The sequence below is a fragment of the Paraglaciecola polaris LMG 21857 genome (assembly GCF_000315055.1).
GTDB lineage: Bacteria > Pseudomonadota > Gammaproteobacteria > Enterobacterales > Alteromonadaceae > Paraglaciecola > Paraglaciecola polaris.
Map to the genome: position 1 here is coordinate 14,953 of NZ_BAER01000097.1, position 25,486 is coordinate 40,438.

Annotated in this window: 22 protein-coding genes; 4 read left to right on the forward strand and 18 right to left on the reverse strand. The window is 42.3% G+C overall.

Annotated features, from left to right (window positions below):
- Positions 1–56: 56 nt before the first annotated feature.
- From prsT to GPLA_RS16130, 6 genes are all read right to left on the reverse strand, one after another.
- Entirely contained in the window at positions 57–2,813 is a 2,757-nt protein-coding gene (prsT, locus tag GPLA_RS16105; RefSeq protein WP_007106016.1) for an XrtA/PEP-CTERM system TPR-repeat protein PrsT, read from the reverse strand.
- A 134-nt stretch (positions 2,814–2,947) separates the two neighbouring features.
- Positions 2,948–4,597, reverse strand: coding sequence for an FAD-binding oxidoreductase (locus GPLA_RS16110; RefSeq protein ID WP_007106017.1), 1,650 nt, complete (start codon positions 4,595–4,597; stop codon positions 2,948–2,950).
- A gap of 224 nt (positions 4,598–4,821) precedes the next feature.
- Positions 4,822–5,658, reverse strand: coding sequence for an Npun_F0296 family exosortase-dependent surface protein (locus tag GPLA_RS16115; RefSeq protein WP_007106018.1), 837 nt, complete (start codon positions 5,656–5,658; stop codon positions 4,822–4,824).
- Positions 5,659–6,012: 354 nt separating this feature from the next.
- Entirely contained in the window at positions 6,013–6,822 is an 810-nt protein-coding gene (locus tag GPLA_RS16120; protein ID WP_007106019.1) for a PEP-CTERM/exosortase system-associated acyltransferase, read from the reverse strand.
- A gap of 31 nt (positions 6,823–6,853) precedes the next feature.
- Positions 6,854–7,693, reverse strand: coding sequence for a patatin-like phospholipase family protein (locus tag GPLA_RS16125; protein WP_007106020.1), 840 nt, complete (start codon positions 7,691–7,693; stop codon positions 6,854–6,856).
- Between the two features lie 93 nt (positions 7,694–7,786).
- Positions 7,787–8,542: a YdcF family protein gene (locus GPLA_RS16130; protein ID WP_007106021.1), complete on the reverse strand. Its 756-nt coding sequence runs from the start codon at positions 8,540–8,542 to the stop codon at positions 7,787–7,789.
- 403 nt (positions 8,543–8,945) lie between these two features.
- Between GPLA_RS16130 and GPLA_RS16135 the strand changes: the two genes are divergently transcribed.
- On the forward strand, positions 8,946–9,728 hold the full coding sequence (locus GPLA_RS16135) for a S1 family peptidase (RefSeq protein ID WP_007106022.1): 783 nt from the start codon (positions 8,946–8,948) through the stop codon (positions 9,726–9,728).
- Positions 9,729–10,011: 283 nt separating this feature from the next.
- On the opposite strand, the gene GPLA_RS16140 is transcribed toward GPLA_RS16135, so the two are convergent.
- From GPLA_RS16140 to GPLA_RS16150, 3 genes are all read right to left on the reverse strand, one after another.
- Positions 10,012–12,180 (reverse strand): malate synthase G, encoded by a 2,169-nt coding sequence (locus GPLA_RS16140; RefSeq protein ID WP_007106023.1) that lies wholly within the window; start codon positions 12,178–12,180, stop codon positions 10,012–10,014.
- A gap of 98 nt (positions 12,181–12,278) precedes the next feature.
- Positions 12,279–13,223, reverse strand: coding sequence for a LysR family transcriptional regulator (locus tag GPLA_RS16145; protein ID WP_007106024.1), 945 nt, complete (start codon positions 13,221–13,223; stop codon positions 12,279–12,281).
- 265 nt (positions 13,224–13,488) lie between these two features.
- Positions 13,489–15,099 carry an isocitrate lyase gene (locus GPLA_RS16150; protein WP_007106025.1) on the reverse strand — a complete coding sequence of 537 codons (1,611 nt, stop codon included), beginning with the start codon at positions 15,097–15,099 and terminating at the stop codon, positions 13,489–13,491.
- 476 nt (positions 15,100–15,575) lie between these two features.
- Here GPLA_RS16150 and GPLA_RS16155 point away from each other — a divergent pair, with 476 nt between their 5' ends.
- Positions 15,576–16,865, forward strand: coding sequence for an alkaline phosphatase (locus GPLA_RS16155; protein ID WP_007106027.1), 1,290 nt, complete (start codon positions 15,576–15,578; stop codon positions 16,863–16,865).
- Positions 16,866–16,990: 125 nt separating this feature from the next.
- Here the strand turns inward: GPLA_RS16155 and GPLA_RS16160 are convergent, their stop codons facing one another.
- The 9 genes from GPLA_RS16160 to GPLA_RS16200 form a co-directional block, all read right to left on the reverse strand.
- Complete coding sequence (locus GPLA_RS16160) at positions 16,991–17,689, reverse strand: VC0807 family protein (protein ID WP_007106028.1); 699 nt, start codon at positions 17,687–17,689, stop codon at positions 16,991–16,993.
- Between the two features lie 113 nt (positions 17,690–17,802).
- On the reverse strand, positions 17,803–18,384 hold the full coding sequence (locus tag GPLA_RS16165; RefSeq protein WP_007106029.1) for a rhomboid family intramembrane serine protease: 582 nt from the start codon (positions 18,382–18,384) through the stop codon (positions 17,803–17,805).
- A gap of 67 nt (positions 18,385–18,451) precedes the next feature.
- Complete coding sequence (locus tag GPLA_RS16170; RefSeq protein ID WP_007106030.1) at positions 18,452–19,615, reverse strand: glutathionylspermidine synthase family protein; 1,164 nt, start codon at positions 19,613–19,615, stop codon at positions 18,452–18,454.
- A gap of 6 nt (positions 19,616–19,621) precedes the next feature.
- On the reverse strand, positions 19,622–20,236 hold the full coding sequence (locus GPLA_RS16175) for a DUF1190 family protein (RefSeq protein WP_007106031.1): 615 nt from the start codon (positions 20,234–20,236) through the stop codon (positions 19,622–19,624).
- A gap of 8 nt (positions 20,237–20,244) precedes the next feature.
- Positions 20,245–20,661, reverse strand: a complete 417-nt coding sequence (locus tag GPLA_RS16180) for a DUF350 domain-containing protein (protein ID WP_007106032.1) — start codon at positions 20,659–20,661, stop codon at positions 20,245–20,247.
- Between the two features lie 28 nt (positions 20,662–20,689).
- Positions 20,690–21,337 (reverse strand): YjfK family protein, encoded by a 648-nt coding sequence (locus tag GPLA_RS16185; protein WP_007106033.1) that lies wholly within the window; start codon positions 21,335–21,337, stop codon positions 20,690–20,692.
- Position 21,338: 1 nt separating this feature from the next.
- Positions 21,339–22,388 (reverse strand): potassium channel family protein, encoded by a 1,050-nt coding sequence (locus tag GPLA_RS16190; protein WP_040515106.1) that lies wholly within the window; start codon positions 22,386–22,388, stop codon positions 21,339–21,341.
- Between the two features lie 140 nt (positions 22,389–22,528).
- Positions 22,529–23,209, reverse strand: a complete 681-nt coding sequence (locus GPLA_RS16195; protein WP_007106035.1) for a PspA/IM30 family protein — start codon at positions 23,207–23,209, stop codon at positions 22,529–22,531.
- A 15-nt stretch (positions 23,210–23,224) separates the two neighbouring features.
- Entirely contained in the window at positions 23,225–23,614 is a 390-nt protein-coding gene (locus GPLA_RS16200; protein ID WP_007106036.1) for a YjfI family protein, read from the reverse strand.
- 185 nt (positions 23,615–23,799) lie between these two features.
- Between GPLA_RS16200 and GPLA_RS16205 the strand changes: the two genes are divergently transcribed.
- A complete protein-coding gene (locus GPLA_RS16205) occupies positions 23,800–24,108 on the forward strand; it encodes a DUF6471 domain-containing protein (protein ID WP_007106037.1) in 309 nt (102 codons plus the stop codon).
- A gap of 233 nt (positions 24,109–24,341) precedes the next feature.
- On the forward strand, positions 24,342–25,382 hold the full coding sequence (gene queA / locus GPLA_RS16210; protein ID WP_007106038.1) for a tRNA preQ1(34) S-adenosylmethionine ribosyltransferase-isomerase QueA: 1,041 nt from the start codon (positions 24,342–24,344) through the stop codon (positions 25,380–25,382).
- The last annotated feature ends 104 nt before the right edge of the window (positions 25,383–25,486 follow it).

The following is a 25,486-nucleotide window of genomic DNA, read 5'->3' on the forward strand; positions in this document are numbered from 1 at the left end:
AATTACAATACCTTGAATTGCCCAGCGCAGTTGAGCGCCGGACGGTGCAGTTACGTTTAAATACTGGCGTTTAAACGCGTTAGTGTCTGCTTGTCACTGTCGTTGGTTGGTTTAATCCGACCTAGTAACGACTTGGCTTTGTCTTTACTGCCAGTGACGATGAGTGTCTCAATTAAGTGGAATGTCACTTCATTATTCTTTGGTATTGCTTCGTGTGCGTTCTTTATATACGTCAGCGCATCGCCATATTTTTTGTCGTGAAATAACGCCCAACCTAAAGTGTCCATGGCGAAAGGGGACTCAGGAGATATTTGTAATGCCTTTTGAGCCAATTCTATAGCTAACGTAATTTCACCCTGCTTAATCGCTACAGCTGAATAGTTGTTTAGTGTAATAAAGTCTTCCGGGTTAATATCCAGCAGGGCTTTATAATACTGCGCCGCTTTTTCGAGCTCACCACTTCGTGAATAGTATTCGGCAATGTAGTGAATGTTTTTTAGCTTATCTCGAATTTTAGCTGTTTGTGCTTCTAGATATTTTCCACCCTCCGCTGCTTTACCTAAGTGGGCGAGGGCTTCTGCAAGCGGCTGGGCACTATCCCAAGAAGGATCGACAGCGTAATATTGGGAAAGGTATTTATGCGCTTTTTCGTATTCTTTGTGATGCAACGCCATCTCACCAGTAAATAATTCAAACATAGGTGAGCTATTTCCCTGGGCTTTCATATTATCGATTTTCTGCTGAGCTTTATGGATATCACCAGCCCGGATAAGAGATCTGATATTAAGAACAGTCAGTCGAGGATCATGAGGCAGTGCTGATTCACCACGGGTTGCGACGTCAACTGCTTCTTTATTTAGCCCGTATTGATTGAGCAAAGTGATTAATTTGTTCCAGCTGCGCATATCTCGAGGGAAGGCGTTGATAAGGGCTTGAAATGTCGACTTGGCATTGTTGAAATCGTTCAGTCCCGAGTAAGTTTGACCTAAAGTAGATAATACGTAGAAATCATTTGTATCATGCAAATCAGTTAAAAGAGATAACGCCTTCTGGAATTCTCCTCGGTAATTATATATCGTCGCGAGGCCAACACTGATAGGCAGTGCATGTTTATCGCTACTATCGGTTTGTTGGCTTAATAAAGATTGCAATAATGCCTCTGCTGATGCGAGATCATCTTGTTCTATTGCTAAGTTTATCAATGTGAACACGAGTTGGAATTTGCCACTCAGGTTCTCGGTCGATGTGAGTAACGTTTTAGCTAGTGCGCGAGCCTCATCAAAGCGTTTTTCCCGGGCGTTGAGGAGCATTAAAAATCGCATGGCGGCGTAGTTTTTGGGAGCCAACTCAAGCGCTTTAACCAACTTTATTCTTGCTTGAATGTCGTCGTCTAACTGCTGTAAGAGATAAGACTCAAGCACTAAACCATCCACTTCGTTCACTTCCTGCCAGCGCTTGGCAACAGCTAATGCTTTTTTGGGTTCTTCTGCTTGCATGTGCCCTTGAGCCAGTAAGCTCCATGCTTCACCTAAAGTATTATCAAGGGCAATCGCTGATTCTAGACTATCTATCCCAGATTGATCACCTGAAGATAATTTGATTAATCCTTCGCGTAATAGGGTCACTGCATTCCCAGGATCCCCCTCTTTTGCTTGGCTGAATAAACTTTTTGATGCTTCTATGTCGCCTTCGCGAAATTTAATCATGGCTGCGCTTTCTAATAACGCAGATTTTTGCACATCTTGACCTGATATACCCTCGAGCATCTCTGCCAGATTATCGGTTTCTCCTAGCCTAATTTTTACTTCCGCTAATAGCCGATTTGCCATGTGATTAGGCGAAATATTTCTCGATGCTTTTGACAAATACTTATAAGCACTTTCTGTACGCTCGATCTTATATGCACTTATCCCAGCAAGTAAGTTACTTTGGGTGCTATCTATGCCATTTTGAATTGCAATTTCGGCAGCATCAAATGCTTTTTTGTAATACTCATCGTGTAAAAATATTTGTGCCATTAACAAATTAGCGTAGGCGCTTCTACTGTTAATTTTTAACAGCTCATCTACCAGTTTCTTAGCTTTTTCGAACTCTTTAGCGTTAATCAACACTTCTGCGAGCTGAAACTGAACAACATAATACTCGGGAGAAGAAGCGACAACTTGATCTAGTGCTATAATAGCTAAATCATAATCTTCTAACTGCGCTTTAAGTAAACCGGTAACAATCAGCTTTTCAATTTTATTCTGCTCAGGTTGTTGGAAACTGGATAGTAATTCATCTGCTTGAGAGAATTTACCTTGAGAGAATTCGTAATAGACTTGCGCCAATATTTTATCGTCGCCTAACAGTGCTGAAAAATCAGTATTTAGGGTACTACCTGTATCTGTACTTTTTAAATTTGCCAGAAAAGTGAAAAGCGCGACGGAGCTCTGTGTCTGTGTATCCTGACTTGTATAATCTTGGGTCAATCTAGTCAGGCGATCAAAATCGTTTTGATAATATATCGCTCGAACGAGAGCGGGGTAGACTGAATCCTTTGATTCGCCTAACTCAAGGGCTTTGCGTAACTCTTTTTCAGACTCAACGAATAAACCGGCTGTAAGGTAATACTTGCCTAGGTTTGCTCGGGCTTCTTTATTTTTTGGGGCTAGGGCAATAGCATTCTTCAAATCTATGATTGCGGCTTGTGTATCGTTCTGTTGATATTGTGTTTCTGCTGCCGCGATATATTCTTCAGCAGTTTTACTATCACAACCAGAGATTGAAAGAGCGGAAAGGGCGATGAAAATTGGGATAACTTTAATACGCATACTAACTCCATTAGTTAAATATAAAACGCTGCACTATTTTACTTACCGTTCCACGGCATGTTCTTTAGGTCAATCGCATATTACTTTATTGTATTATATTGCACTGAACAACAGATAACAGCCGTAGTTAGGATTTAAATCGAATGTGGGGTGGTTTCAACAGGGTTATATCTATTAGGTGCCAAAATACCGTTTGGATCAATGGCTTGCTTTAATAGATTTGTGGTCTTCCAAAAAATGTCATCAGCTGGCAGTACTGCTTGTTGCTTAATGTTGATACGATAAGGTATGAACCCTTTTTTACATCCTTCAACGAAAAGCTCCTCTAAGCAGTTATGTGCAGCCTTTATCGCTTCTGGATTTTCTAAATCAAACACGAGCGGCACGGTTGAATCGATACAATCATGTCGAAGGTTAGTAAATGTGATTAAAGGCTCTATGCCATATTTTGGTGTTGTGGCGCGAACAAAATTAATAAAATCGGTTAGCACTTCTGGTGACACTCGAATGAGCGGAGCATACCAAAGCAGGCCACATTTATCTTTATCAGGTAATAATGAATTTTTTTTATTTACTGTGACCCGAGGATTGCGCCAATAGGCTAAGGGTAAGGCGACCTGATTCGGCTTACCTAACATGATTTCTATACCTTCATCTAACGTCAGCAGTTGAGCCTTAATTTTGTTCATGATAGCGATTGATGGTAGGGGCAAATTGACAATCAACTTGGCGATATTAATTAACCAGCTGTTAGAGAAATTGAGCTGGCCAAGGGACTTTGCGCGATGTTTAAAGCGCTTTTGGGTTGCAGAAACGACCGCTTTCGAACCGTACATTGAGCCCACTATCATCCACTGAGGCAAACGTTGCTCTTTCGCTATCGTCTCAACTTGTTCTTCCGTCATGGTTTTATGGTTGTCTTGACCATTAGGATTTTGCGCAACCATGGATACGATCCTGCGGCGATCCATTAGGTTAATTGAGCCAACAATTCCCTCGCATTCTAACAATGTTTGTTCAATTAACATGACAGCATCGGCGAACTTATCTGCGTCGAAAATTTGTAAATAGAAGGCGCTAAAATGTTCAGGTCGAGGTGCCAAGCGAATAGTCATTTCGGTTACTATGCCAAAATTACTTTGGGTAAATAGCCCGTCGATATAAGGTCCCAGTCCCCATTTGAAGGTTTTGTCTATGAAATCTTGTCCTGAGCCGTCCAATCCAGAGACGGCAGATTCAAACTTGGTTTTACACAACTCAGGGTGGGGTAGATACGCTTTCAAGGCGTTTACGGCTGCGAAATGATCGGTTCTTGGGGTGATCCCATAACCTCGTTCAAGCGCGTTACTCAAAATGCTGCAATGGGGGCCAGCACCTGTCACTGGCACCATAAAAGGCCAGTCATTCAGTTGTAAATAATCAAATAAATCTTGTTGCGTAACGCCTGGCTGAACGGTAATCAGCCCAGCTTTTTTATTGGTGGGAATAATGGCTTTCAGTTGGCCTAAATCGACGACAACTCGTGGGCCGTCAAGACTTGTATCTTGAATAGAGCCATACCCCCAATTGTTTCCTGAACTAATGGGAAATAAATAGAATTGGTGGCTATTTGCTAATTGCAGTAATTTGGATATCGCAGACGTGTTCAACACTTCAACCGCAAAATCTATGGGTATATTGTTTGAAAACGTCGTTCTACCATAGCGCTCTGTTGCAATTTTCGTTTCCAATAATACCGCTTCGGTATCATGTAAAGCTTTACTGAACAGGTCCATTAAATCCATTATTATTCCAATTTGGTCTGCGATAAAAGAAGTCTACTATACAAAGCGAATGCCGCGGGAGTAAATGGAAAAATTGCTAATAAGCGAGCAGACTTGTTTAGCTAGATTACGGGTCAATAAATCAAAGTAGTAATAAGCAAAATAATGGCGTTTTCGTTTAGCCAAACAATTTTAGGCATAAAAAAAGCCGGAAGACCGGCTTTCTCATTAAAGGTCGTTAAACCTTATTTTTTAAATCTTCTGCCAAGACCTAAGCCTAGAAGACCAAGACCTAAGAACGCTAAGCTAGCAGGAGCAGGTACTGGACGCTGAGTTAGACCAACAACAATATTATCGAACTCACCGGCGATACCTGAAGATACTACACGTAATCTGTCGAACGACTCAGCAAACGTGAAATCAATGTTAACGTAAGTATTCGAAGCTGGGTCAACTTGGTTACCTGAGTCACCATTTTGTAACGCTAATAATTCTGGGCCAGTAATCGAAGATACAAGAACGTCGTTAGCGTAGAACTCAAACGAGTTGTAAGTATCAACTGAACCCCAGTAGAAACCTAAATAGTCAATACGTGAGCCTGCAAGAGCTGGATCAATGTCACCGAGATTAGCTAGAAAATTGGTATAATCTATATCTACGAAACTATCAACGCCTTCATTTGCTGGGGTAGTGTATGCATAACAAGTCGTATCGCCAGCAGGAGCTGCTGCTTCATTAGGCACCGAACCTCTACGAACATTAACCACGCCTGCACTACTAGGAGAAACCATTAATGGTGAATTGATCTGACAACCTGCAGATGCATTCTCAACGTTATAATCCGTGTTTCCGCTTGCGCCAGCAGGGAAAGAAGTTGCCGCATCGAAGGTTTCAACAAAGAATCCAAGAGATGGGTCAGAGATAACATTGCTTGCATCTATACGCTGGCTGGTTAAACCTGAATTATCAGTAGCCGCTTGGCCACCAAAAGTAATGTTTGCTGCACTTGCTTGATTTACTGCACCGAACGCTAATAAAGCGGCTAATGTGACTGATTTTGAATATTTAACTACATTTGACACGATATATTCCTTATTTAGACCAAAGATACTGCTGACTAAGATAAAGCATTACTTGTGCCAACGTTGAAAAGCCGTTTAATAACAATTGGATAGGTGTTTTTTTATGTTTAGATATTGAATAGCTGTAAAATTTCCTGACAAGAAGAGTGGTTTTTATTACAGATTATCAGACTAGTTTTCTTATATGGGGGTCTCTGCTTTTTATCTAAAATCAATGACAGGTAAATAAGGTATCCCATAGTTATAAGGTTAAAAAATTTATTCAAGACTATTGGCAAGCGGCTTATGGAAACTTAGAAGTGTAAAATTTTTTGACAGGTTACGCGGCCAAGATAATTGACCGCGTACCCCAGGCTAATTGAATTGGGTATTAACCTTCTTCTCAATATTTTTGAGCATGCGCTTAAAGCCGGGGGTAAGGCCGCTCATAAGCAAATGGCGACTAATATAATAAGGTGCGCGTTTACCATGATACTCCACTACCGGCCCGACTTGTTGAAATGGAATGCCAACGAAGCGTAAACTTCGCGCCAAACGAGGCTCCATCATGACAAAACAATGTTTTATGTCATGTTTTCGAGAGGTCGAAGCTGCACATAAATAGAGCCCTACGGCTATAAAGGGAAAGCAGCGTAATTCCCGTTCTGAATAAATATGTTCATTGATTGCACCCGTCGCTGAACCTTTAAATTTATCCGTCGCCCGTTTACGAAACTGAGCGGGTACCGCTAAGCGTGATATTTCGCATATTTCGCTGCGTGGAAAATCACTAGGGTGAACTGCGTCGTCTGCGATTGAACTTATGCAGTACTTTTCGATTGGTAATAATTGCTCGTCGCTGCCAGAGCGAACTATTCGTACTGTTCCGGCGTATTCACCAGTGGGAATATGTTTTATTAAACAGTGAGTGGAGTGACTATCGAATTGGTCTGTCTCCATTTCATCTGTGCGAAGATCTTCGAATTTTAATTCTTCACAATATACCTTGTGCCTTATTTTATAAGACTCATTTCGTAGTTCATCGGTTAAGGCGACAACCGGGCTAAGGTATTCCGCAAAATGTTTAGATATCTGGTTAGCCTGCTGACTGACCATTAAGTTCATTAGCTTTTTTACCACAGGCCCAATAAAAGGGAGCTCAGCATATTTTCGAAGTTGCTTCATAGGCTTATGTCTTTAAAACGGTTTTCCACATCTACATCCTTAGTTGTGTATCGGTATAAAGCCGCATTCTTTTAGGCACAAACTCAAAAGCGGTGTTAAACCCAATGTTGTACAACTCTTCTTTTTGCAAAGCCGTAATGTTGAAATCAACCGGTGATAATTTACCCGTATTGATTATGATCGTATTACGCCAATATTCTGCGTGTACGTACTCTCGCGACATTGCCGTCATAAAGGTCCTAATAAGCATCATCACATATTGGCGTAATGGCAGCCAACTTTTTTTAAAGTTTGGATCGGTTACGTGATCGCTTTTCAGTTTAAAACACATGACAGGAGAGCCATCGCCCGCCCAGTCTTGATATAAGGCATCTTCTGAAAGAATAGCACCGTCTACCAACACATGCTCTTTGTAGGATTGAAAGCTAAAAAATAACGGGATGGACATAGAAAATCTAACCGCTTTTGATATTTTTAAATCAGGGCTGGTTTTACGACTAAAAACCACAGGACCGCCGCCATTTACATCCGTTGCAAGTATGTGTAAATCTTTTTCAATGTCCGCAAACGTTAAACCTTGAAGTTGTTTGTCCATCCATGCTTCAAATTGGTCTCCGGAACTTAAACCACCTTGGCGTAATAATCTAAAAAGTGAAAAACCTTTAAATTTTTTAAAATCGGTATCCATTGCTAAGCGTTTAATTTTTGGGAGGGGAACACCACAGCAAAATAGGGCGGCGACAATGGAGCCTCCTGATACGCCAACCATGTGCTGAAATTGAATGTCAAGTTTTTGTAAGGCATCAAACACACCTATATGAACAGTTAAGCGGGTTCCACCGCCAGAAAAAATGGGCACAATTGATTTCATATATAGTTCCTTGCTCATCCTTTGCCGAACTTTTGTTAAGTTGGTATTTAACACGAAAAGTCGCGTTTGCACTAACTTATGTTATGTGTTTTATCACTTTACATACCGTTGGTATATTAGACCTAAGTACTCATGAATGGCTCGCTCACTGCGATAAAGGCTTAGAGCATTGGGAATACCCAAAACAAAGGAAACGTTTTTCCTGCTTAGATGCTCCACAGGGATAGGAAGTACCGAAAGATGGTGTAGATTAAAATACTCTACTGCGCGAGGTAAATGACTTGCCGATGAGACTAAAGCAATATACTTACCGACTAAGTGTGGAGCTAAAGCCGCAACTTCCGATTCAGTGTCATGACCCTGTGGGAATATATGTATATCAGTAGGGTTTACGCCAAGTGTTATCAGAAATTCTTTATTGTATTGAGCCTGCGACTTTGCATCTAATTCATTCAATATGCCAGCGGCCAAATATATAGGCAGTGGCTTTTCTTTATACATTAATGCTGCATGTAAATTGCGTTGCAGAGTGCATTGTGGCCATTTACTTACAAAAGGAAGGCCATCATCGTCGAAGTGATTGCAGGCTAAAACAACGATACCATCTGTTTTTTTCCATAACGCAGAGGACAACTTAATGGTCGGATATTGATCCTCAAGCGGCTTGATGAGCATTACGCTAGGGTAAATTAAACTGCAAAACCACAACCACAATAATGGTACGTACGCGAGGTATTTATATATATTTCGCCCCCATAATGAGGTGCGAGATAGCATCAAAAGTATTGCAAACAACAAAGGGGCATGAACCAATGGTGAGCTTAAGCTATTTGCTAATGCTTGAAGCATTTATATTTCCCTAAATCTAATGAAATTTCTATCGCGAACCACAAAGTTAGGCACCTTGTATACTTATTGTGTTATCAGTTAATAATCCAGATCGCACTATATAAGTGCTCGCATATTGTCTTACGTATATCTCTCATCAGTTACATAGGAAGTGACTCTCTCACTACCTATTTGGAGCATTTCCTAAGGTGAAAATAAAATTCGGAAATTAACCGATATATGCCTGTCAATATCGCGTATAGCCCATAAGTGTTTGCTCGAGCCGCGGGCCGGTGGCTAATATTTTCATTTCATTAATACTCACCTTTTGTGTATAACCTTAAGATATTAATAGTATTACACTCATATTGTGACAGAGTTTAATCTGCTCACGCCAGCCCTATGGATCAATAAGTAACCCATTATGATATCGAAAGATTATATATATAAAATCATTTGTGTTGTTTTTTCTTGTTTAGTTTTTTCAGTGACAGCGAATGCCACGGGGAAAACTAAATTAGTCAAAAAAATGAAACCTTCCGTTGTGGGCGTCGGTTTGTATGATGCTATGTCATTTAGTACTCATCAACTTCGCGGCAGCGGTTTTGTGTTTGGTGACGGGACGCTGATTGCGACTAATTATCATGTGGTTTCCGAGCCACTTGACCCGCAAATAGTCCAGTATCATATTGTATTTTCTGGCACAGGTCGCCAGCCTAAAATCCATAAGGCCGAGATTGTAGCTAGAGATCCGGTGCATGATCTCGCCATACTGAAAATCCACGATAAGCTGCCGCCTTTGACATTAGGTTCTGATAATTATGCAGATGATGGTCAAGATATTCTAATGACGGGATTTCCAATCGGCTCCATTTTAGGCTTATATCCTGCAACCCACAAAGGAATGATAGCGGCATTGACACCTGACGTAATACCCAGTGTTAACTCTAGTCAACTGACCATGACGATGCGCAATCGCTTAGAAAATCCATTTATGATCTATCAATTAGATATGACGGCCTATCCTGGCAATAGTGGCAGTGCAATCTACGATGCAGATACGGGAATGGTTATTGGTATACTTAACAAGGTATTCATAAAAGAAACGAAAGAAGCGGTGTTAGAGAAACCAAGTGGTATCAGTTACGCTATACCGGTTCGCTATTTACGCGCACTGGCAAAAAATAAAAATCTAACGGTAAATTAGCGTTATTCATAGTAGTGCGTAATTTGAACGTCATATTGTTTTTTTATGTGGGCGACTAGCTTGTTACTTACGCAACAGGGTGACTGAATTAGGTAAGTGCTAATAAGTATGCAGGTTTAATATAGTAACGACCCTTTACTTTCATTTATATACAACAAAATGCAAGACGCAATTGCATTGGGTCAATTTGATGTACATCAGATTGTTAGAATCCAGCACGGAGATAAACTTAGTCGCGGGTCTACCGACACGCGACTAAGTTTTTAACGAGATTATTCATTGGCTATTGAATGTTTTGCTTCATTTCTCTTCGTTTAGCGTGTAATACAGGCTCTGTATAACCGTTGGGTTGTGCGGTGCCTTTTAATATCAGCTCCTGTGCGGCTTGAAATGCAATAGACTCGAGAGGGTTTGGCATCATGTTAATGTATTCACCATCGGCGCCATTTTGCTCGTCTACTAATTTCGCCATGCGCAGCATGGAATCATTGATTTGACTCTCGTCAATTAGGCCATGTAAAAGCCAGTTTGCAATATGTTGACTTGAAATCCGCAATGTTGCTCTGTCTTCCATTAATCCTACATTATTGATATCAGGTACTTTAGAGCAGCCTATGCCCTGATGTACCCAGCGAACCACGTAACCTAATATTCCCTGTACATTATTATCAAGTTCACGCTGTATGTCGTGTTCACTTAGGCTTGAAGGGTCCGCTAAAAGCGGAACGGTCAAAATGTCGTCTAGGCCATCAAACTCAGCGGAAGCGATGGTGCTGCGTAAGTTAAATACGTCTATTTGATGATAATGCAGTGCATGTAAGGTTGCTGCTGTCGGAGAGGGGACCCAAGCGGTATTCGCTCCAGATTGAGGGTGCGTAGTTTTGCTTTGCATCATATCAGCCATGTGGTCAGGGATAGGCCACATGCCTTTTCCGATCTGTGCTTTCCCCGACATGCCTGCATCAACCCCTATTTTTACGTTAGCCAACTCGTACGCGGTTAACCACGGCTGTTGTTTAATTTGTGCCTTTAAGGCGAATGGGCCCAAATGCATAGAGGTATGAATTTCATCTCCGGTGCGGTCTAGGAAACCGGTATTGATAAACACCGCGCGTTCTTTTGCCGCATAGATACAGGCTTTTAAGTTTACACTGGTACGACGCTCTTCATCCATGATGCCCATTTTTAATGTATTGTCAGGTAGTGACAATGCACGTTCAACACAACTAAATAGGGTGTTGGCAAAAGCAACTTCTTCAGAACCGTGCATTTTAGGTTTAACAATATAAATACTGCCAGCTTGGCTATTTCGATAAACGCCGTTATCCAATAAATCATGTTTGGCGATCAAGCTGGTGATCATCGCATCCATAATGCCTTCATATATGGGCTTTGCGTCAAACAGTATTGCGTCGTTAGTCATTAAATGTCCGACATTGCGTATGAACATCATGCTACGGCCACTTAATGAAATCGTATTACCATCCGTTGAAGTATAAGTTCTGTCTGGATTTAGTCGCCTGATAGATGCGCTATCGGGCTTGCCTAATGTTACCTCAAGGGTGCCCTTTATCAGTCCTAACCAATTCTGATATACCAAGGTTTTATCTTCGCCATCCACCGCTGCAACTGAGTCTTCGCAGTCCATGATGGTAGTGAGAGCTGATTCCACTAATATGTCTTTCATGCCCGCAGGATCGTCTTTTCCGACTTGGTGTGTACGATCGAATTGCAGTTCTATATGCAGGCCATTGTGTTGTATAAGAATGGCGTTTGGTTTGGCAATATCGCCACTAAAGCCTAAGAATCGAGCTGATTGAGTTAACGTTGTCGTACTTCGGTCATGCAAAGTAATAACAAGCTGGCCAGAGGTAATATCGTAACCACGGCTACCTTGATGACTGCCCTTGGCTAAAGGGGCGATAACGTCTAACCATTTTCTAGCGTATTCAATGACATGCTGACCACGTTTGGGGTTATAACCCTTAGTGCGTGCAGCACCGTTATCTTGTGATATGACGTCGGTGCCGTATGCGGCATCGTATAAACTACCCCAGCGAGCGTTAGCCGCATTGAGCGCAAAACGAGCGTTATTAATAGGCACAACCAATTGTGGGCCTGCCATAGTGGCGACCTCTGGATCAACCTTGTCTGTGGTGATTTCAAAATTTGCTGGTGGGGTTTCCAAATACCCTATTTGGTTTAAAAAGGCTTTGTATTCCTCAGGAACCAACGCTGTGCGGGATTGACAATATTGATCAATTGTCTGCTGCAGCGTATCTCGCTTTACCAACAAGGTGTCATTTATGGGGGTTAGCTGGGCCACGATGTCACTAAAATTAGCCCAGAAAGTCGATGATGTTATACCGCTGCCTGGTAGCGCCTCGCTTTCGATAAAGGCATCAAGTTGTGTTGCAACCTGTAGTTGTCCCCGTTGAATATAATTCTGCATGTTCTACTCCGCTAATTAGGCAATGGCATCAGTTTACGAAGGAAAGCTTATTTTGTTTAATTTATGGTTTCTATCTCAGCTATAAATTTCATGAATGTCTATTGGGCGGATAATGTATCGCCTACTTCGGTGATCAATCTGCGTAACCAAATATGACCTGCATCATGATGTAATAACGCGCTCCAAGCCATTTTTAAACCAATAGGTGGTATATCAAAAGGAGGGTCGAGGATCACAATATTTGGGTCATTCTCGTAAAGTGCCGCAGCTTTACTTGGTAGGGTGGCCACTAAATTCTGCACCTTGGCCAGTTGTAGAGCCACGTGATAATGACGAGTAAACACACGTATATCACGCTTTTGGCCAATTTTTGTTAATTCAGCATCCACCCAACCTAATTTTTGTACTTCATTGGGATCGATACCGACACCTACGCCAAACCCCGTTTTACTCACCCATATGTGTTTGCTATCAATGTAGTTTTGCAGTGTGAAATCATTGACTATTGGGTTACTACTGCTGACAACACAGGCAAATCTATCGTACCAAACAACCTTTTGATGAAAGGAAAGTGGCAGCTCTTCAAACCGGTTAATCGCCATATCAACTTTACCCTGCTCAACATCATGAAAAGTCACGTCACTTGGTGTAATCATATCAAGGGTGATATTGGGGGCGACTTTGGCGAGTTGTCTTATTACTTCTAGTAATAAGGTTGACTCGGCATAATCGCTGGCCATTATTCTAAATGTGCGTTTACTGGTTTCTGGCACGAAATCAGTCTCCGGCTGTATCGATGCTTCTAGCTTGGACAGTACATCTCGAATAACTGGTTGTAGTTCTAAAGCGCGCTTAGTCGGCGTCATACCATCACTGGTGCGCACAAGTAGAGGATCCTTAAATAAATCCCGTAGTCGCTTTAAGCCATTACTCATTGCTGGTTGAGTGATGCTAAGTTGATTTGCAGCTCGAGTGACGCTGCCTTCTCTTAGCAGTACGTCAAGATAAACCAGCAAATTGAGATCAACTTTAGAAATATTCATAGTATAAATGCACTTTTAAATTTGTATTGAATAACTAGATTGTACTCAGATGAAATAAAGATGCTATAGGCAAAGGTGAAAATTTTAAGTCTATGTATTTATACGATAAGTTTACTGCTGGTTGTGGCTTCATGGCAAGCTGGCGGGCGTTTTTTAAAATATATAAGAAATGTTGATTAAGAAAGTATTTCGTAAGTGAATATCAATTTACAGGCAAAAAAATAGCAGGTCACCCTGCTATTTTAGTCTGCTGTATTATTAGACGTTAGACTGCAACGTCGAATTGATTCATGGTGTTATCTTTACCTGATGCTTTTAGTGCTTGGTCACCAGAGAAATATTCTTTGTGATCATCACCTAAATTAGAGCCGGCCATCGCTTGGTGTTTAACGCACGCTAAACCTTCACGTAACTCTTTACGCTGCACCCCTTTTACGTAGGCTAGCATGCCTTCTTCACCGAAGTATCCCTTAGCGAGATTGTCTGTTGACAATGCAGCAGTGTGATAGGTTGGTAACGTAATCAAATGATGGAAAATACCGGCTTCACGTGCCGCATCAGCTTGGAATGTACGTACTTTTTCATCGGCTTCTAGGGCTAGCTCTGTTGTATCATAACGAACGGACATCAATTCATCACGTTTGTAATCAGACAGATCTTTACCGTTTTCAGCCCAAGTATCAAATACCTGTTGACGGAAGTTCAGTGTCCAGTTGAACGATGGAGAATTATTATAAACAAGCTTCGCATCTGGAACCTGTTTACGGATCGCATTAACCATTTCACCAATTTGTTGTACGTGAGGCTTTTCGGTCTCTATCCATAACAAATCAGCACCGTTTTGTAATGACGTTACGCAGTCAAGTACCACACGGTCAAAACCAGTGTCTTCTTTAAATTTGTACAAACCATTTGGTAAGCGAACAGGTTTCACTAACTTGCCATCAAGCTTGAGGACTGAATCACCGTCTTTTAAATCTGCAACAGAATCAACAGCAGTTGTTTCAAGGAATGCATTGTACTGGGCGGCTAAATCATTTGCTGATTGAGATACTGGGATTTTCTGTGTTAAGCCTGCGCCTAAAGAATCAGTACGAGCCACAATGACGCCATCATCTACGCCTAGCTCTAGGAATGCATAACGTACCGCGTTGATTTTACATAGAAAATCTTCATGTGGTACGGTTACTTTGCCGTCCTGGTGGCCACATTGCTTCGCATCAGAAACCTGGTTTTCAATTTGAATACAGCATGCACCTGCTTCAATCATTTTTTTAGCTAATAAATAGGTTGCTTCTTCGTTACCGAAACCTGCATCAATGTCAGCAATAATAGGCACCACGTGTGTTTGGTAGTTGTCTATTTTATCTTGAATATCTTGAATATCTTGAATACTCTCACCGGCTTCTTTTGCCTTGTCTAGGGCTGAAAACAACTCACCCAGCTCTTTTGCATCTGCTTGGCGTAAGAAAGTATACAGTTCTTCAATTAAGGCAGGTACCGATGTCTTTTCGTGCATAGATTGATCAGGAAGTGGACCAAACTCCGAACGTAATGCTGCGACCATCCATCCTGATAAATATAAGTAGCGTTTATCAGTCGTACCGTGGTGCTTTTTGATTGCTAACATTTTTTGTTGGCCAATAAATCCATGCCAGCAGCCTAAAGATTGGGTATAAGAGCTTGAATCTTTATCGTAGTCAGCCATGTCTTTACGCATAATTTCAGCGGTGTACTTCGCAATGTCTAGGCCAGTTTTAAAACGGTTCTGCGCCTTCATGCGGGCAACATATTCAGGGTTAATGGCGTTCCACGTTTGGCTATTTGCACCAGTTAACGCTTGAGCTGCTTGAATGTCATTTGTGTAATTAGACATGACGATGTTCCTTATGTTTGTAGAGTAAAATTTGATTAGCGTGTTTACTGAATTGATGTTTTTGCTAACCGATGACCGAATCCTACTGTTAGATTTATAATAACGAAAGGAAATGCTATTTATTCTTGATATTCATTTTGTGAATGACTGTGGGCACGATTATTTAAACGTGAATCGGTTGAAGAAAGACACGCAGATATTTGGTGTGATAACAGGCCATCCAATTGATTTTATTAAAACGGAAAGTGCCCAATGAGCATTGAATCCTACTCTAACGTCGTGGCCAAAATGATTTGGCTACTACAGCGCACTGGATAATTTATATAGGGATGTTTGAGATATGACGGTGCAACATTACATATCTTGCTACATTTTACTTGCGCTATTTTGTAAAAAAAATGCTCAGATTCTACGTCTTGTCATAAAACCCTGCGTATAATCAACCGTTTAAGTATTAAGCAATATATAGGATCGAAATGAAGTTTGTGAGTACAGTCTTACTATCAACCTTGTGTATGGCAGCAATAGCGCAAGAACCCAAGAATGTGATTATGGTGGTAGGCGACGGTATGGGCCCAGCTTATACCACTGCATACCGTTACTTTGCGGACGACCGAACGACCCCAGCTGTAGAGCAGACTGTTTTCGATCGTCTACTTGTCGGTATGGCAAGTACGTATCCTGCAAGGGTGTCTGGATACGTGACAGACTCCGCCGCGGGGGCAACTGCACTGTCAACGGGAACCAAAACCTATAACGGTGCCATTGCCGTAGATGTAGATAAGGAACCGGTTCAGACGGTATTAGAGTGGGCCAAGAAACAAGGCATGAAAACAGGCGTAGCCGTAACCTCACAGATAAATCATGCCACGCCTGCTGGTTATTCGAGCCACAATGAAAGCAGAAAAAACTACAACGAAATTGCCGATAGTTATTTTGACCGTAAAGTAGCAAACACATTTGTACTTGATGTGATGCTGGGTGGCGGTTGGAATTATTTTAAGCGCGATGATAGAGATCTCGTGACGGAATTTACCGATGCTGGCTACCAATATGTAGATACAATTTCGGCGCTACAAAACACTGATGTCTCCAAACCATTGCTCGGATTGTTTGCTGACAAGGGTTTGAACTGGGCATTGGATATGCCTGACAAGCAGCGTTTGCAGACCCTTACACAAGCTGCGGTTAAACATCTTGAAAATGACAAAGGTTTTTTTCTATTAGTTGAGGCCAGTCAGGTTGATTGGGCTGGCCACTCTAACGATGTGGGGGCAGCCATGGGAGAGATGCAAGATTTAGCTCAGACTATGACTTGGTTGGAACAATATGTTGATGCGCATCCTGATACCTTGGTGGTATTGACGGCAGACCACAGTACAGGTGGTTTTACTATTGGGGCTGATACTATTTATAAATGGGAACCTCAATGGCTGGAAAATCTTAAAGCGTCTCCATTTAATATTGCTAAGCAAGTTATGGCGACGAACAATAAAGTAGCATTAGCCAGCGAGTTACTGGGCTTTACACTTACCGAGGATGAAAAATCCCTGGTGAATGCTATCGATACCCAAGATGAAGAAATTGCCTATCAAACGATCAAAACGCTTCTCGATTTGCGCACAAATACAGGTTGGACTACTGGCGGTCACACTGGCGTTGATGTACCTGTATTTGCGAAAGGCCCAGGTAGTGAAAAATTCCGTGGATTGTTAAACAACACTCAAGTCGCGGATAACATTTTTACGTTGCTGGGGCGGAAATAACCGTTACAGATGCGTTTTAGCATCGCTGAGACATTGTAAAATGTATAAAAAAACGCTGACAGAGGGTTCTATCAGCGTTTTTTTGTTTTGCATCAAACAAAATATTTATCCGCTCGGGCAGCTCATTATTGCTGGGCTAAAAAGTTCTCTAATTCTTCACCCGTTAACTTCTTAATTTGGGCAAAGAGATACCATAGTGCACCCATTAACATAATCATGCTAGGGATCACGATGACGGGGTAGCTAAGAGCCGTCATGCGGCCTAGTTCTTCTGTGTACTCGGTCGTACCGGGAGCGCTCACTAGAATGACTTTTGCTAATACGTAATTTAAAAACGAGGAGAGAAAAAACGATCCAGCGACAATATAGGAGCTAATAGCCATTTTAGCTTCGAAGTCGCCAGTAGTACCTTTGGCTTCGAGTGCTTGATTCAGGTTATCCCAATTAACAATTTGCTCATTTAACACCAATACTTTCAACAGGGGTTTAGCTGTGCGCTGGGTGACGAGAACCGCGATCCCGATGAAAGCTGGAATTGCCGCTTCTTTTATGGCGATATATTCAGCAGGAAGCTCCAATAAACTGATACCACCGGTTAATATGACACTGACGATACCGAGAATTGAGAAAGCATTCACCTTGCCAGACTCTTTAAGATCCCAAAGACCATAGCCGATAGGAAAGATCAGTGCGGCAACAATACTCCAAGCAGGGCCTAAGTATTCATCAGAGCTTAAATTACTCATGATTACGACGGGGATAATAATATTAAACGCGAGATTTCCGAAAAAACCATTCTGCTTTTTAGGGGCTTGATTACTCATTTTTGCCTTTAAGTGTTTTTAAACTGCGTCTTGGATTATAGGGCAGTTGTACCGCGTGCTCTAGTACAACCTGTGGTTAATTTAACGTCTGTTCACAATCATCACTCAGGTGGCTATAAACGAACGTTTTTCGCCCACAGCCGAGCAGCGATCAATCCCGAGATAAATCCAAATAAATGGCCTTCCCAAGATACAAATGTTCGAGCGGGCAGCACACCAAATATCAAACCTCCGTAGAAAAATCCAACTAATAGGGAGATGGCAATTAAGCTAAATTTACGGCTTAGAAATCCAGCAAGTAACAAGAAGCCAAAGTAACTGTAAATAACACTGCTCATGCCGATATGACTGGCGGAGCGCCCAAATAGCCAAACCAATAAGCCTGTGAGTATGATGCAAAATAGCGTAACAGCGAAAAATCGTTTATTGCCGTATTGCAGCATCAGAAAACTGAGTACACATAAAGGTACGATGTTAGATAGGTAGTGGCTAAAGCTGCCATGTAAAAATGGTCCTAGGACCACCCCAATGAGCCCAGGGACATAGCGCGGTATGTTACCGAATTGGTTTAACATTCGCCCGGTCAACAAGTTAATCACTTCTATGGCGGTAACCAGGATAAAGATACAGCTGACGATTTTAAGTTGCTGACTTAACCGGGAAGAGGAGCGGGATGAGATGGTTTTGCTATTCATAAAGCTGCGTTATAGAAATGGTAAGTCAAGTGTGACCTAAACAGTTCGCAAATGAGATGTCAAATTGTCACAAAATAATATGTGGTAAGTATCTCGACATATCTTGGGTAATAAGCGAGGTATCTTCACGCACGGAGATCCCAGCGGGCTGGTCATTCACCAACCATGCACCAATTAAGGTGTGATTACTGCCAAATTTAGGCAATGGTGCATACGCTTGATAAATAAATCCTTCTTCACCATATGGCCCCTTTGCCTCAAGCACGGTTTTACCGTGTTCAATGACGCTGATGTTCGCTCCCTCTCGAGAGAATATCGGTTTTTTGACCAACTTAGTCTCTTTTGCTAAGTGCAATTCATCTTCAAAATAAGAGGGGAGTAAGTTTGGATGGCCTGGAAACATCTGCCACAGCATGGGCATTAAGGCCTTGTTGGATAAAACAGATTTCCATAGGGGTTCAATCCAATGGCTTCCTGATGGGCCAATATGTGGCGCAAAATCTTCGCGCTGCATAAACTCCCAAGGATAAAGCTTAAATAACGATTCGATAATTTGATCGTCATGGTCGGTGAATGCCCCACTTTCACTCAAGCCAATATCTTCCATATACACAAAATAATCGGCAATACCTGCTTCTCTGGCGCAATCTTGAAGGTATTGAACTGTGCCTCTGTCTTCATCAGTGTCTTTGCAGCAAGCGAAATGCATGAAGTCCAGCTGATAATGCTGGGCTATATCACCAAAGCGCGTCACTAGCTTCTCTTGCAGTGAATTAAATTGATCTGCTCCTTTGTGGATAGCGCCCTTATTGACTTGCTCTTCTAACCATAGCCATTGCCAAAAACCACTTTCGTAAAGCGATGTAGGGGTATCGGCGTTGTTTTCGTATAATTTAGCCGGTCCGCTACCGTCGTAGCTGAAATCCAATCGTGAGTACAAACTCGGATCACGGTTGTACCAAGAGTCGGCGATGGGCTGCCAAAATGCTTGCGGGATCTGAAAGCGTGCCAGTAGCGCTTCATCCTGAATAACGCGCTCCACCACAGCTAAACACATCTGATGAATATCAGCAGTGGGCTGTTCTATGTCATTTTCAATTTGTGCCAATGTGAACTGGTAGTATGCGGACTCATCCCAGTAAGGTTCGCCATGCATAGTATGAAACTTAAAACCGAAATCAGCAGCTTTACGCTGCCAATTGGGTCTTTGCTTGATTGGAATACGAAACATAGCGGACTAACCGCCCCAACCACCGGAGCGTTTACTTGAACTACCCCAGCTAGATTTTGCTCGAACACTGCTGCCAAAACCGCCACGGCTCATGGTTTTAGTCACGCTCGGTTTCGCTTTGAAAGCGCTCTTATTGACGTCCATGTTACGACGACGATAGTCACCATAGTCACTGCCATCAGCACCCATCCAGCGCTGGCGATAGGATGAGTAAGGGGAGTAAGAAGTGAACATCGGCTGCGTATTATAACCTCTAGGAGATAACAAATTACTCAGCATGTAACCAGCCATAAACGGCATAAAGAATGAACCACTATCACTGCGTGTATAGTTACACTGATTTGCCCCAAACTCTTCTTCGCAAACTTGCCTAGATGCGTATTTGGGGCCTGTGCGTTGTGCTTCGTCAAGGGCGTCTTGATAGGCTGTTTTACATAATTCTGCCTGACTGGGGTTTTGATTGATACAGTCATCAACACCCGTATACACGGTAGCTTTTTCGGTTTCTTCACCGCAGCCGCTTAACATGACCGCGGCAATGCCTAAGGCTAATGGTTTAACCGAAAAGCCTTTACGCATACTTGCTAGATTGATATTTGAAGAGCGTTTACGCTGGGTCATATGTCCTCCTAGTAAGTCATGCACGCGGCATTTATTAGGCCCACTGCAATAGAAATCGCAGCTAAAATAGTGCCTGCTGATATTTCGTTATTGACAATGCGTTCGGCAATTTTTGGCATAAAGGTAAAGCGCAATAATAAAAACGCCACGACCTGAGCAATTATGGCTACCACACCCCAAACGATAAAATCTACCAAGGACGCTGAGTTAGCCACTGCGCTAGAAAGTGCTAGTGCAAATCCGACTATCGCTCCGCCAAAACCGATAGCAGCCGCAAGGTTCTTTTCTTGTTTAACCAGTTTCCACTCATCGTGTGGAGTGACAAAGGCATAAACTATTTTAAATATAAAAAGCAGTACTATGGATACAGCGAAGTAGGCCACAAAATGTCCCAGACCAGCGATTGAGTTTAGAATTGTTTCCATTTTTGTTCCTTAGATTGAATGCGTATTGTTAGCCATTAATAGTAATGTCTGCTTGCTCAATATTAAAACCACTGCTTATGACCAAGCAGCGATCGAGATTTTGTCCTACTAATTTTTCTTCACCGCTAACGAGTAGTGTTTCTACGTTGTTTCCCTCAAGCTCGCGCTCGTACAACATAACGAACTGATCCGTTTCGCTTGTATCACCGTCTTCTTCATACGTTTTTTCGGTCATCGCCACTGCGGGGGAAATATCACCCACGGCATCCCATACTCGCTGGTAGGTATGACCTTCCAATGAATATTGAGGTTGAGATATTTCATTTTTGAGCAATTGTTGCCATTGGGCATCTGAGCCAACCGTTTTGGTTTCATAGAAATACCACAACTTAACGTCAGTAATGTGATTTTCTGTTACGCCACCATCTAATACCACCTGTAAGAAGGCGTCATCATCGGTGTAGAAGCGTAAAATTTTACCACCTGTGTCTAAATCAACCTCGCCAACACCTTGGATGATGTGCGAACTAGCCGCTGAATCGATAATTAGACTGGGTTCGATTAACTTTAGTCTGAGTGGATCAATTTGAAACGAGCCGCCCAAATATAGGCCCATAATTTCAGGTGCTTTAGGTGTTGTGGGCGTGTCTTTTTTGCCAAATAATTTGCTAAACATGCTATTCCTCGGAAAAACGTTGCCATTCAATTTTTTTAATTCGCGCTTTAGCGATATAAAACACTTTATCCCCTGGTGATAACTGTTCATCTAAATCGGGATTGACTTGTATATTCAGTCGGTCATGGCTTTTTGCTGTGCCAATCAAAGTCGCGTTATAACGAGATTTAAGTTGGTTAAATGCCGCGCGCACTTGAATGTGTCCCGAATTAAGGGGCAGGGAGTCTGAATACTGGGCTTGGCCTTCGGTGACACTGAGCAAATCGTGGTGTAAAACGCTCGACCCTGGATCAAATGCGGACTTAGCCAGCATTTCAATGGCTACGCTTGGGGTACACTCTACATTCGGACAATGACGCTGAAGTAAATTTGCCAAGGTTTCATCGGTAAAGTAGGCAACCATCTGTGCATTAGGATTACGCTGGCTGCAATATAAAGCGGTGGTCATGGTCAAGTCGTCTTCTGGGTTGTCCATCAAGACCACTTTAGCATCGGCAATACAGGCTCTGTCCATGTCTTTGTCATTGCTAAAACTATTGACCTTAACAAATTCAACTTTATCTGGCATGGGGTTGATGATGTCAGCGCGCACACACAGCACTATAGTTGGCTTCTCATCTACAGCTTCCCGTTCGCGCAGCAATAAATCTAATAACCGCAATGTACGTTGTTCGTTCCATCCAAGCACCAATATGTGGTTTGAAACAGATAAACTTTGCAAGCCTTTTACTCCTTTTAACCACTGAAACGATACCCATGAAGCCACACGACCAATTATTAACGCAAAAAAGCTTAAACCCACAGGAATGACATACAACGAGACGATGTATTTCCCCGCGGATGTAGCGGGAGAAAAATCGCCATAGCCAACCGTGGACCCCGTCACGACTAACCAATAAATAAAGTCAGTGCTGTTGGTTAATGCCTCTTCTCCTGCTAGGGCCATTAAACACCAACTCGAAATGGCGTAAAAACTTAATGCTGATAGCAGGGTATACCAGCGCATTTCGGCAAAATACTGGGAGAGTATTTTACGTATTGTAGAAAACATGGCGTAATTTCAGGTTATTGTTATTTTGGGATATTCTTTCACACCTCAGGTCATTAGCCAATGTAAGACTGAGGGCTGGGGATTGAACCGCACATTACCAATTTGCTAATGCAGACTGGCAATGTGGGTAGTGCGGTATATTACTTGCCTAAGATACGGCTTAGCTCGTCGTCGGCTGATGCCTGACCACCTTTAATACCTGCTTGGGACAAGCGTTTCTCTAAGTCATCACTCGATTCCTCAGTGGCTAATTCTTGCGCAGCTTGTAACTCCGCATCGCGTAATGTTTGCTTGTCTTGAATGCGTTGCAATGATTCAGTGGCAGTTTTCATCTTACTGTTGGCACCTAAATGGCGAGATGACACAGCAACTTGTGCTTTTTGCACCGACTCAGTCGCTTTTACCATGTCAACTTGTTGCTCTAGGCGACGTAAATTCCCTTTCGCTTGGCTGATATTGGTAGCCAATTGTTTTTCAGATTGCTTGAACTGGTCAAGATATTTCTGCTCACTTTCTTGTTCAGCTTTTAAGTCGCTTACTTTTTGAGCGCAATCTAGTGCCAACTGACGATCGGTATCAATCGCTTTACGGGCATGCGCTTCATATTGATCAATGGATGACTGCAAGCTCGATACTTTTTGTGTGGCCAATTTACACTTGGCTAGAATCTGCGTGCGCGCATGATCTGATTTACGCAGTTCATCTTTCGCTTCGCGAATTTCTTGTTCAAGGATGCGAATGGCCTGACTATCTGCAACTGATTGTGCTGCTTCAGTGGCGCCGCCTTTGACGGCTGTAATTAATTTTCTCCAAACTGACATAATGTCACTCCTCGATTAAAGTAAATGTTCTGCATAAGCATCTAAAAATGCTTCTACATTCTGAAAAAGTGTTTGCACTTCGATCATCACACTCTCGGCTTTAGATTGAGAGCTGAGTGAGCCAAAGGCAGTATAATATTCATCACCTGCAACATTTGAGATACCCACAGTGGTCAATGGGAAAATCATGTGAGATTTTAAAATTTCTTCGTTTAGTGCATGCTTGTCTTTCACTTCACTGATTGAAAACAGCAAAGACTCAACCAGAATCTGTTCTCCACTGATTGCTAACCACGCATCAATACCGTCGCTGTTGGCAATTAATAAACAATTTTCTTCACGGGTAACAACGAGATCTTGGTTGTCACTAAAAAGGGCCTCAAGTTGATTAAGATCCCATGTCATGGCTACTCTCCTGTATGGCTAATGACCGTATTCGAATACGTCACAAAATTTGATTGTGGTCGAAGGCGAAACTGGGCCTTAGTGTAGTCGGCTGAAAAACAAATAGTCAAATGTTATTTTCAACGTTTGAAGTTTATTCGTTACTAATGTAAATTATACGTCACATTTGTATCGGCGGAGCAATTATGCAAAATCACTCAGACGGTCTGACAGCAAAACAGAAGAATAGTGCCTCGGCAGATTGGCGCCAAGTGGTGCAGCGCCTGCTAAAGGGGGAGATGTCCAAGCGTGGCGTTAAATATCAAGATCTTAGCGAGCGACTCGTGACTATTGGTGTGAATCAAAGCGCAGACAACTTGCGAAATAAAATAAATAAGGGAATCCTAGGCGCCGATTTGTTGTTACAAATCATGTTTGTGCTGAACATGCGCCGTATTGAACGAGACGATATCGTGGATATGTTCAGTGACATGGGGCAAGATCTGCCGCAATAAATACCTAAGTTAAGCGCTTATTATTGAAATAAATCAGCAACACAGGCAAAAAAAACCCAACGCAAGAGTCGCTGGGCAAAATAACAGTTAGGAGAAACGTCAAAAATATTTAAACTGTTGATGTTATTTTAGCCGCCTGAGGCAAAGTCACAAGCTAACTTTAGTATGCCAAGGCGATTGCAGGTATTAATTATTATACGTAAAATGATGGGCTATGTTTCCCAGGATGATATATGAAAGTTTCTGAATTCCAGTTTGATTTACCTGAAGCCCTGATCGCGCGTTATCCCACTAAGGAACGTACGGCAAGCCGTTTACTGCACTTGTCCCCCGATGGTCTTTCCCACTTACAATTCACCGATGTATTAAGCCTGATCAATCCCGGCGATTTGTTAATTTTCAATAATACCCGAGTGATCCCCGCGCGTTTGCTTGGTCAAAAAGCGTCCGGTGGTAAAGTCGAGGTGTTAATAGAACGCATTATTGACGATCATCATGTTCTTGCGCATGTACGTGCTAGCAAGTCGCCAAAGGAAGGTACCCGTTTACTGCTCGAAAGCAGCGTGCAAATGGAAATGGTTGGTCGCCAAGATGCGTTGTTTGAACTCAAACTGCTTAATTCAGAACCGATCCTGGAGGTACTCGAGCAATACGGTCACATGCCATTACCGCCTTATATTGATCGCCCAGATGAAGCATCAGACAAGGAACGTTATCAAACGGTATACAATCAAAAGCCTGGCGCGGTTGCAGCACCGACCGCAGGTTTGCATTTTGATGATGCTATATTAAAGCAGTTACAAGACAAAGGCGTAAACACCGAATTCGTCACCCTGCATGTGGGTGCTGGAACATTTCAGCCAGTGCGAGTAGATAATATTCTTGAACATAAAATGCACTCTGAATACGCGGAAGTACCGGAAAGTGTGGTTAATGCCATCGCTAAAACCAAAGCTGCGGGCAAGCGGGTCATTGCGGTAGGTACCACTTCTGTTCGCTCATTAGAATCCGCTGCACAAGCAGCCATTAAAGACGGGACAGGATTAGCGCCATTTTTCAGTGACACCGATATTTTCATCTATCCTGGTTATCAATTTCAAGTCGTTGATGCCATGTTGACCAATTTTCATCTATCCGAGTCAACCCTTATCATGCTCGTCAGTGCTTTTGCCGGTAAAGAGAATGTAATGAACGCATACCAAGCAGCAATCGCCCAACAATACCGCTTTTTCAGTTATGGAGATGCAATGTTTATTGAGAAAAACCAGTCTTAGCTTCGTCATAAATAAATTGTTCGTTATTAGTTTTTATTCGTTAGCGCAATTCGTATATAATCCGGCCACTTTTTGTCAGCAACTCGCTTGTTAGGCATCGAATA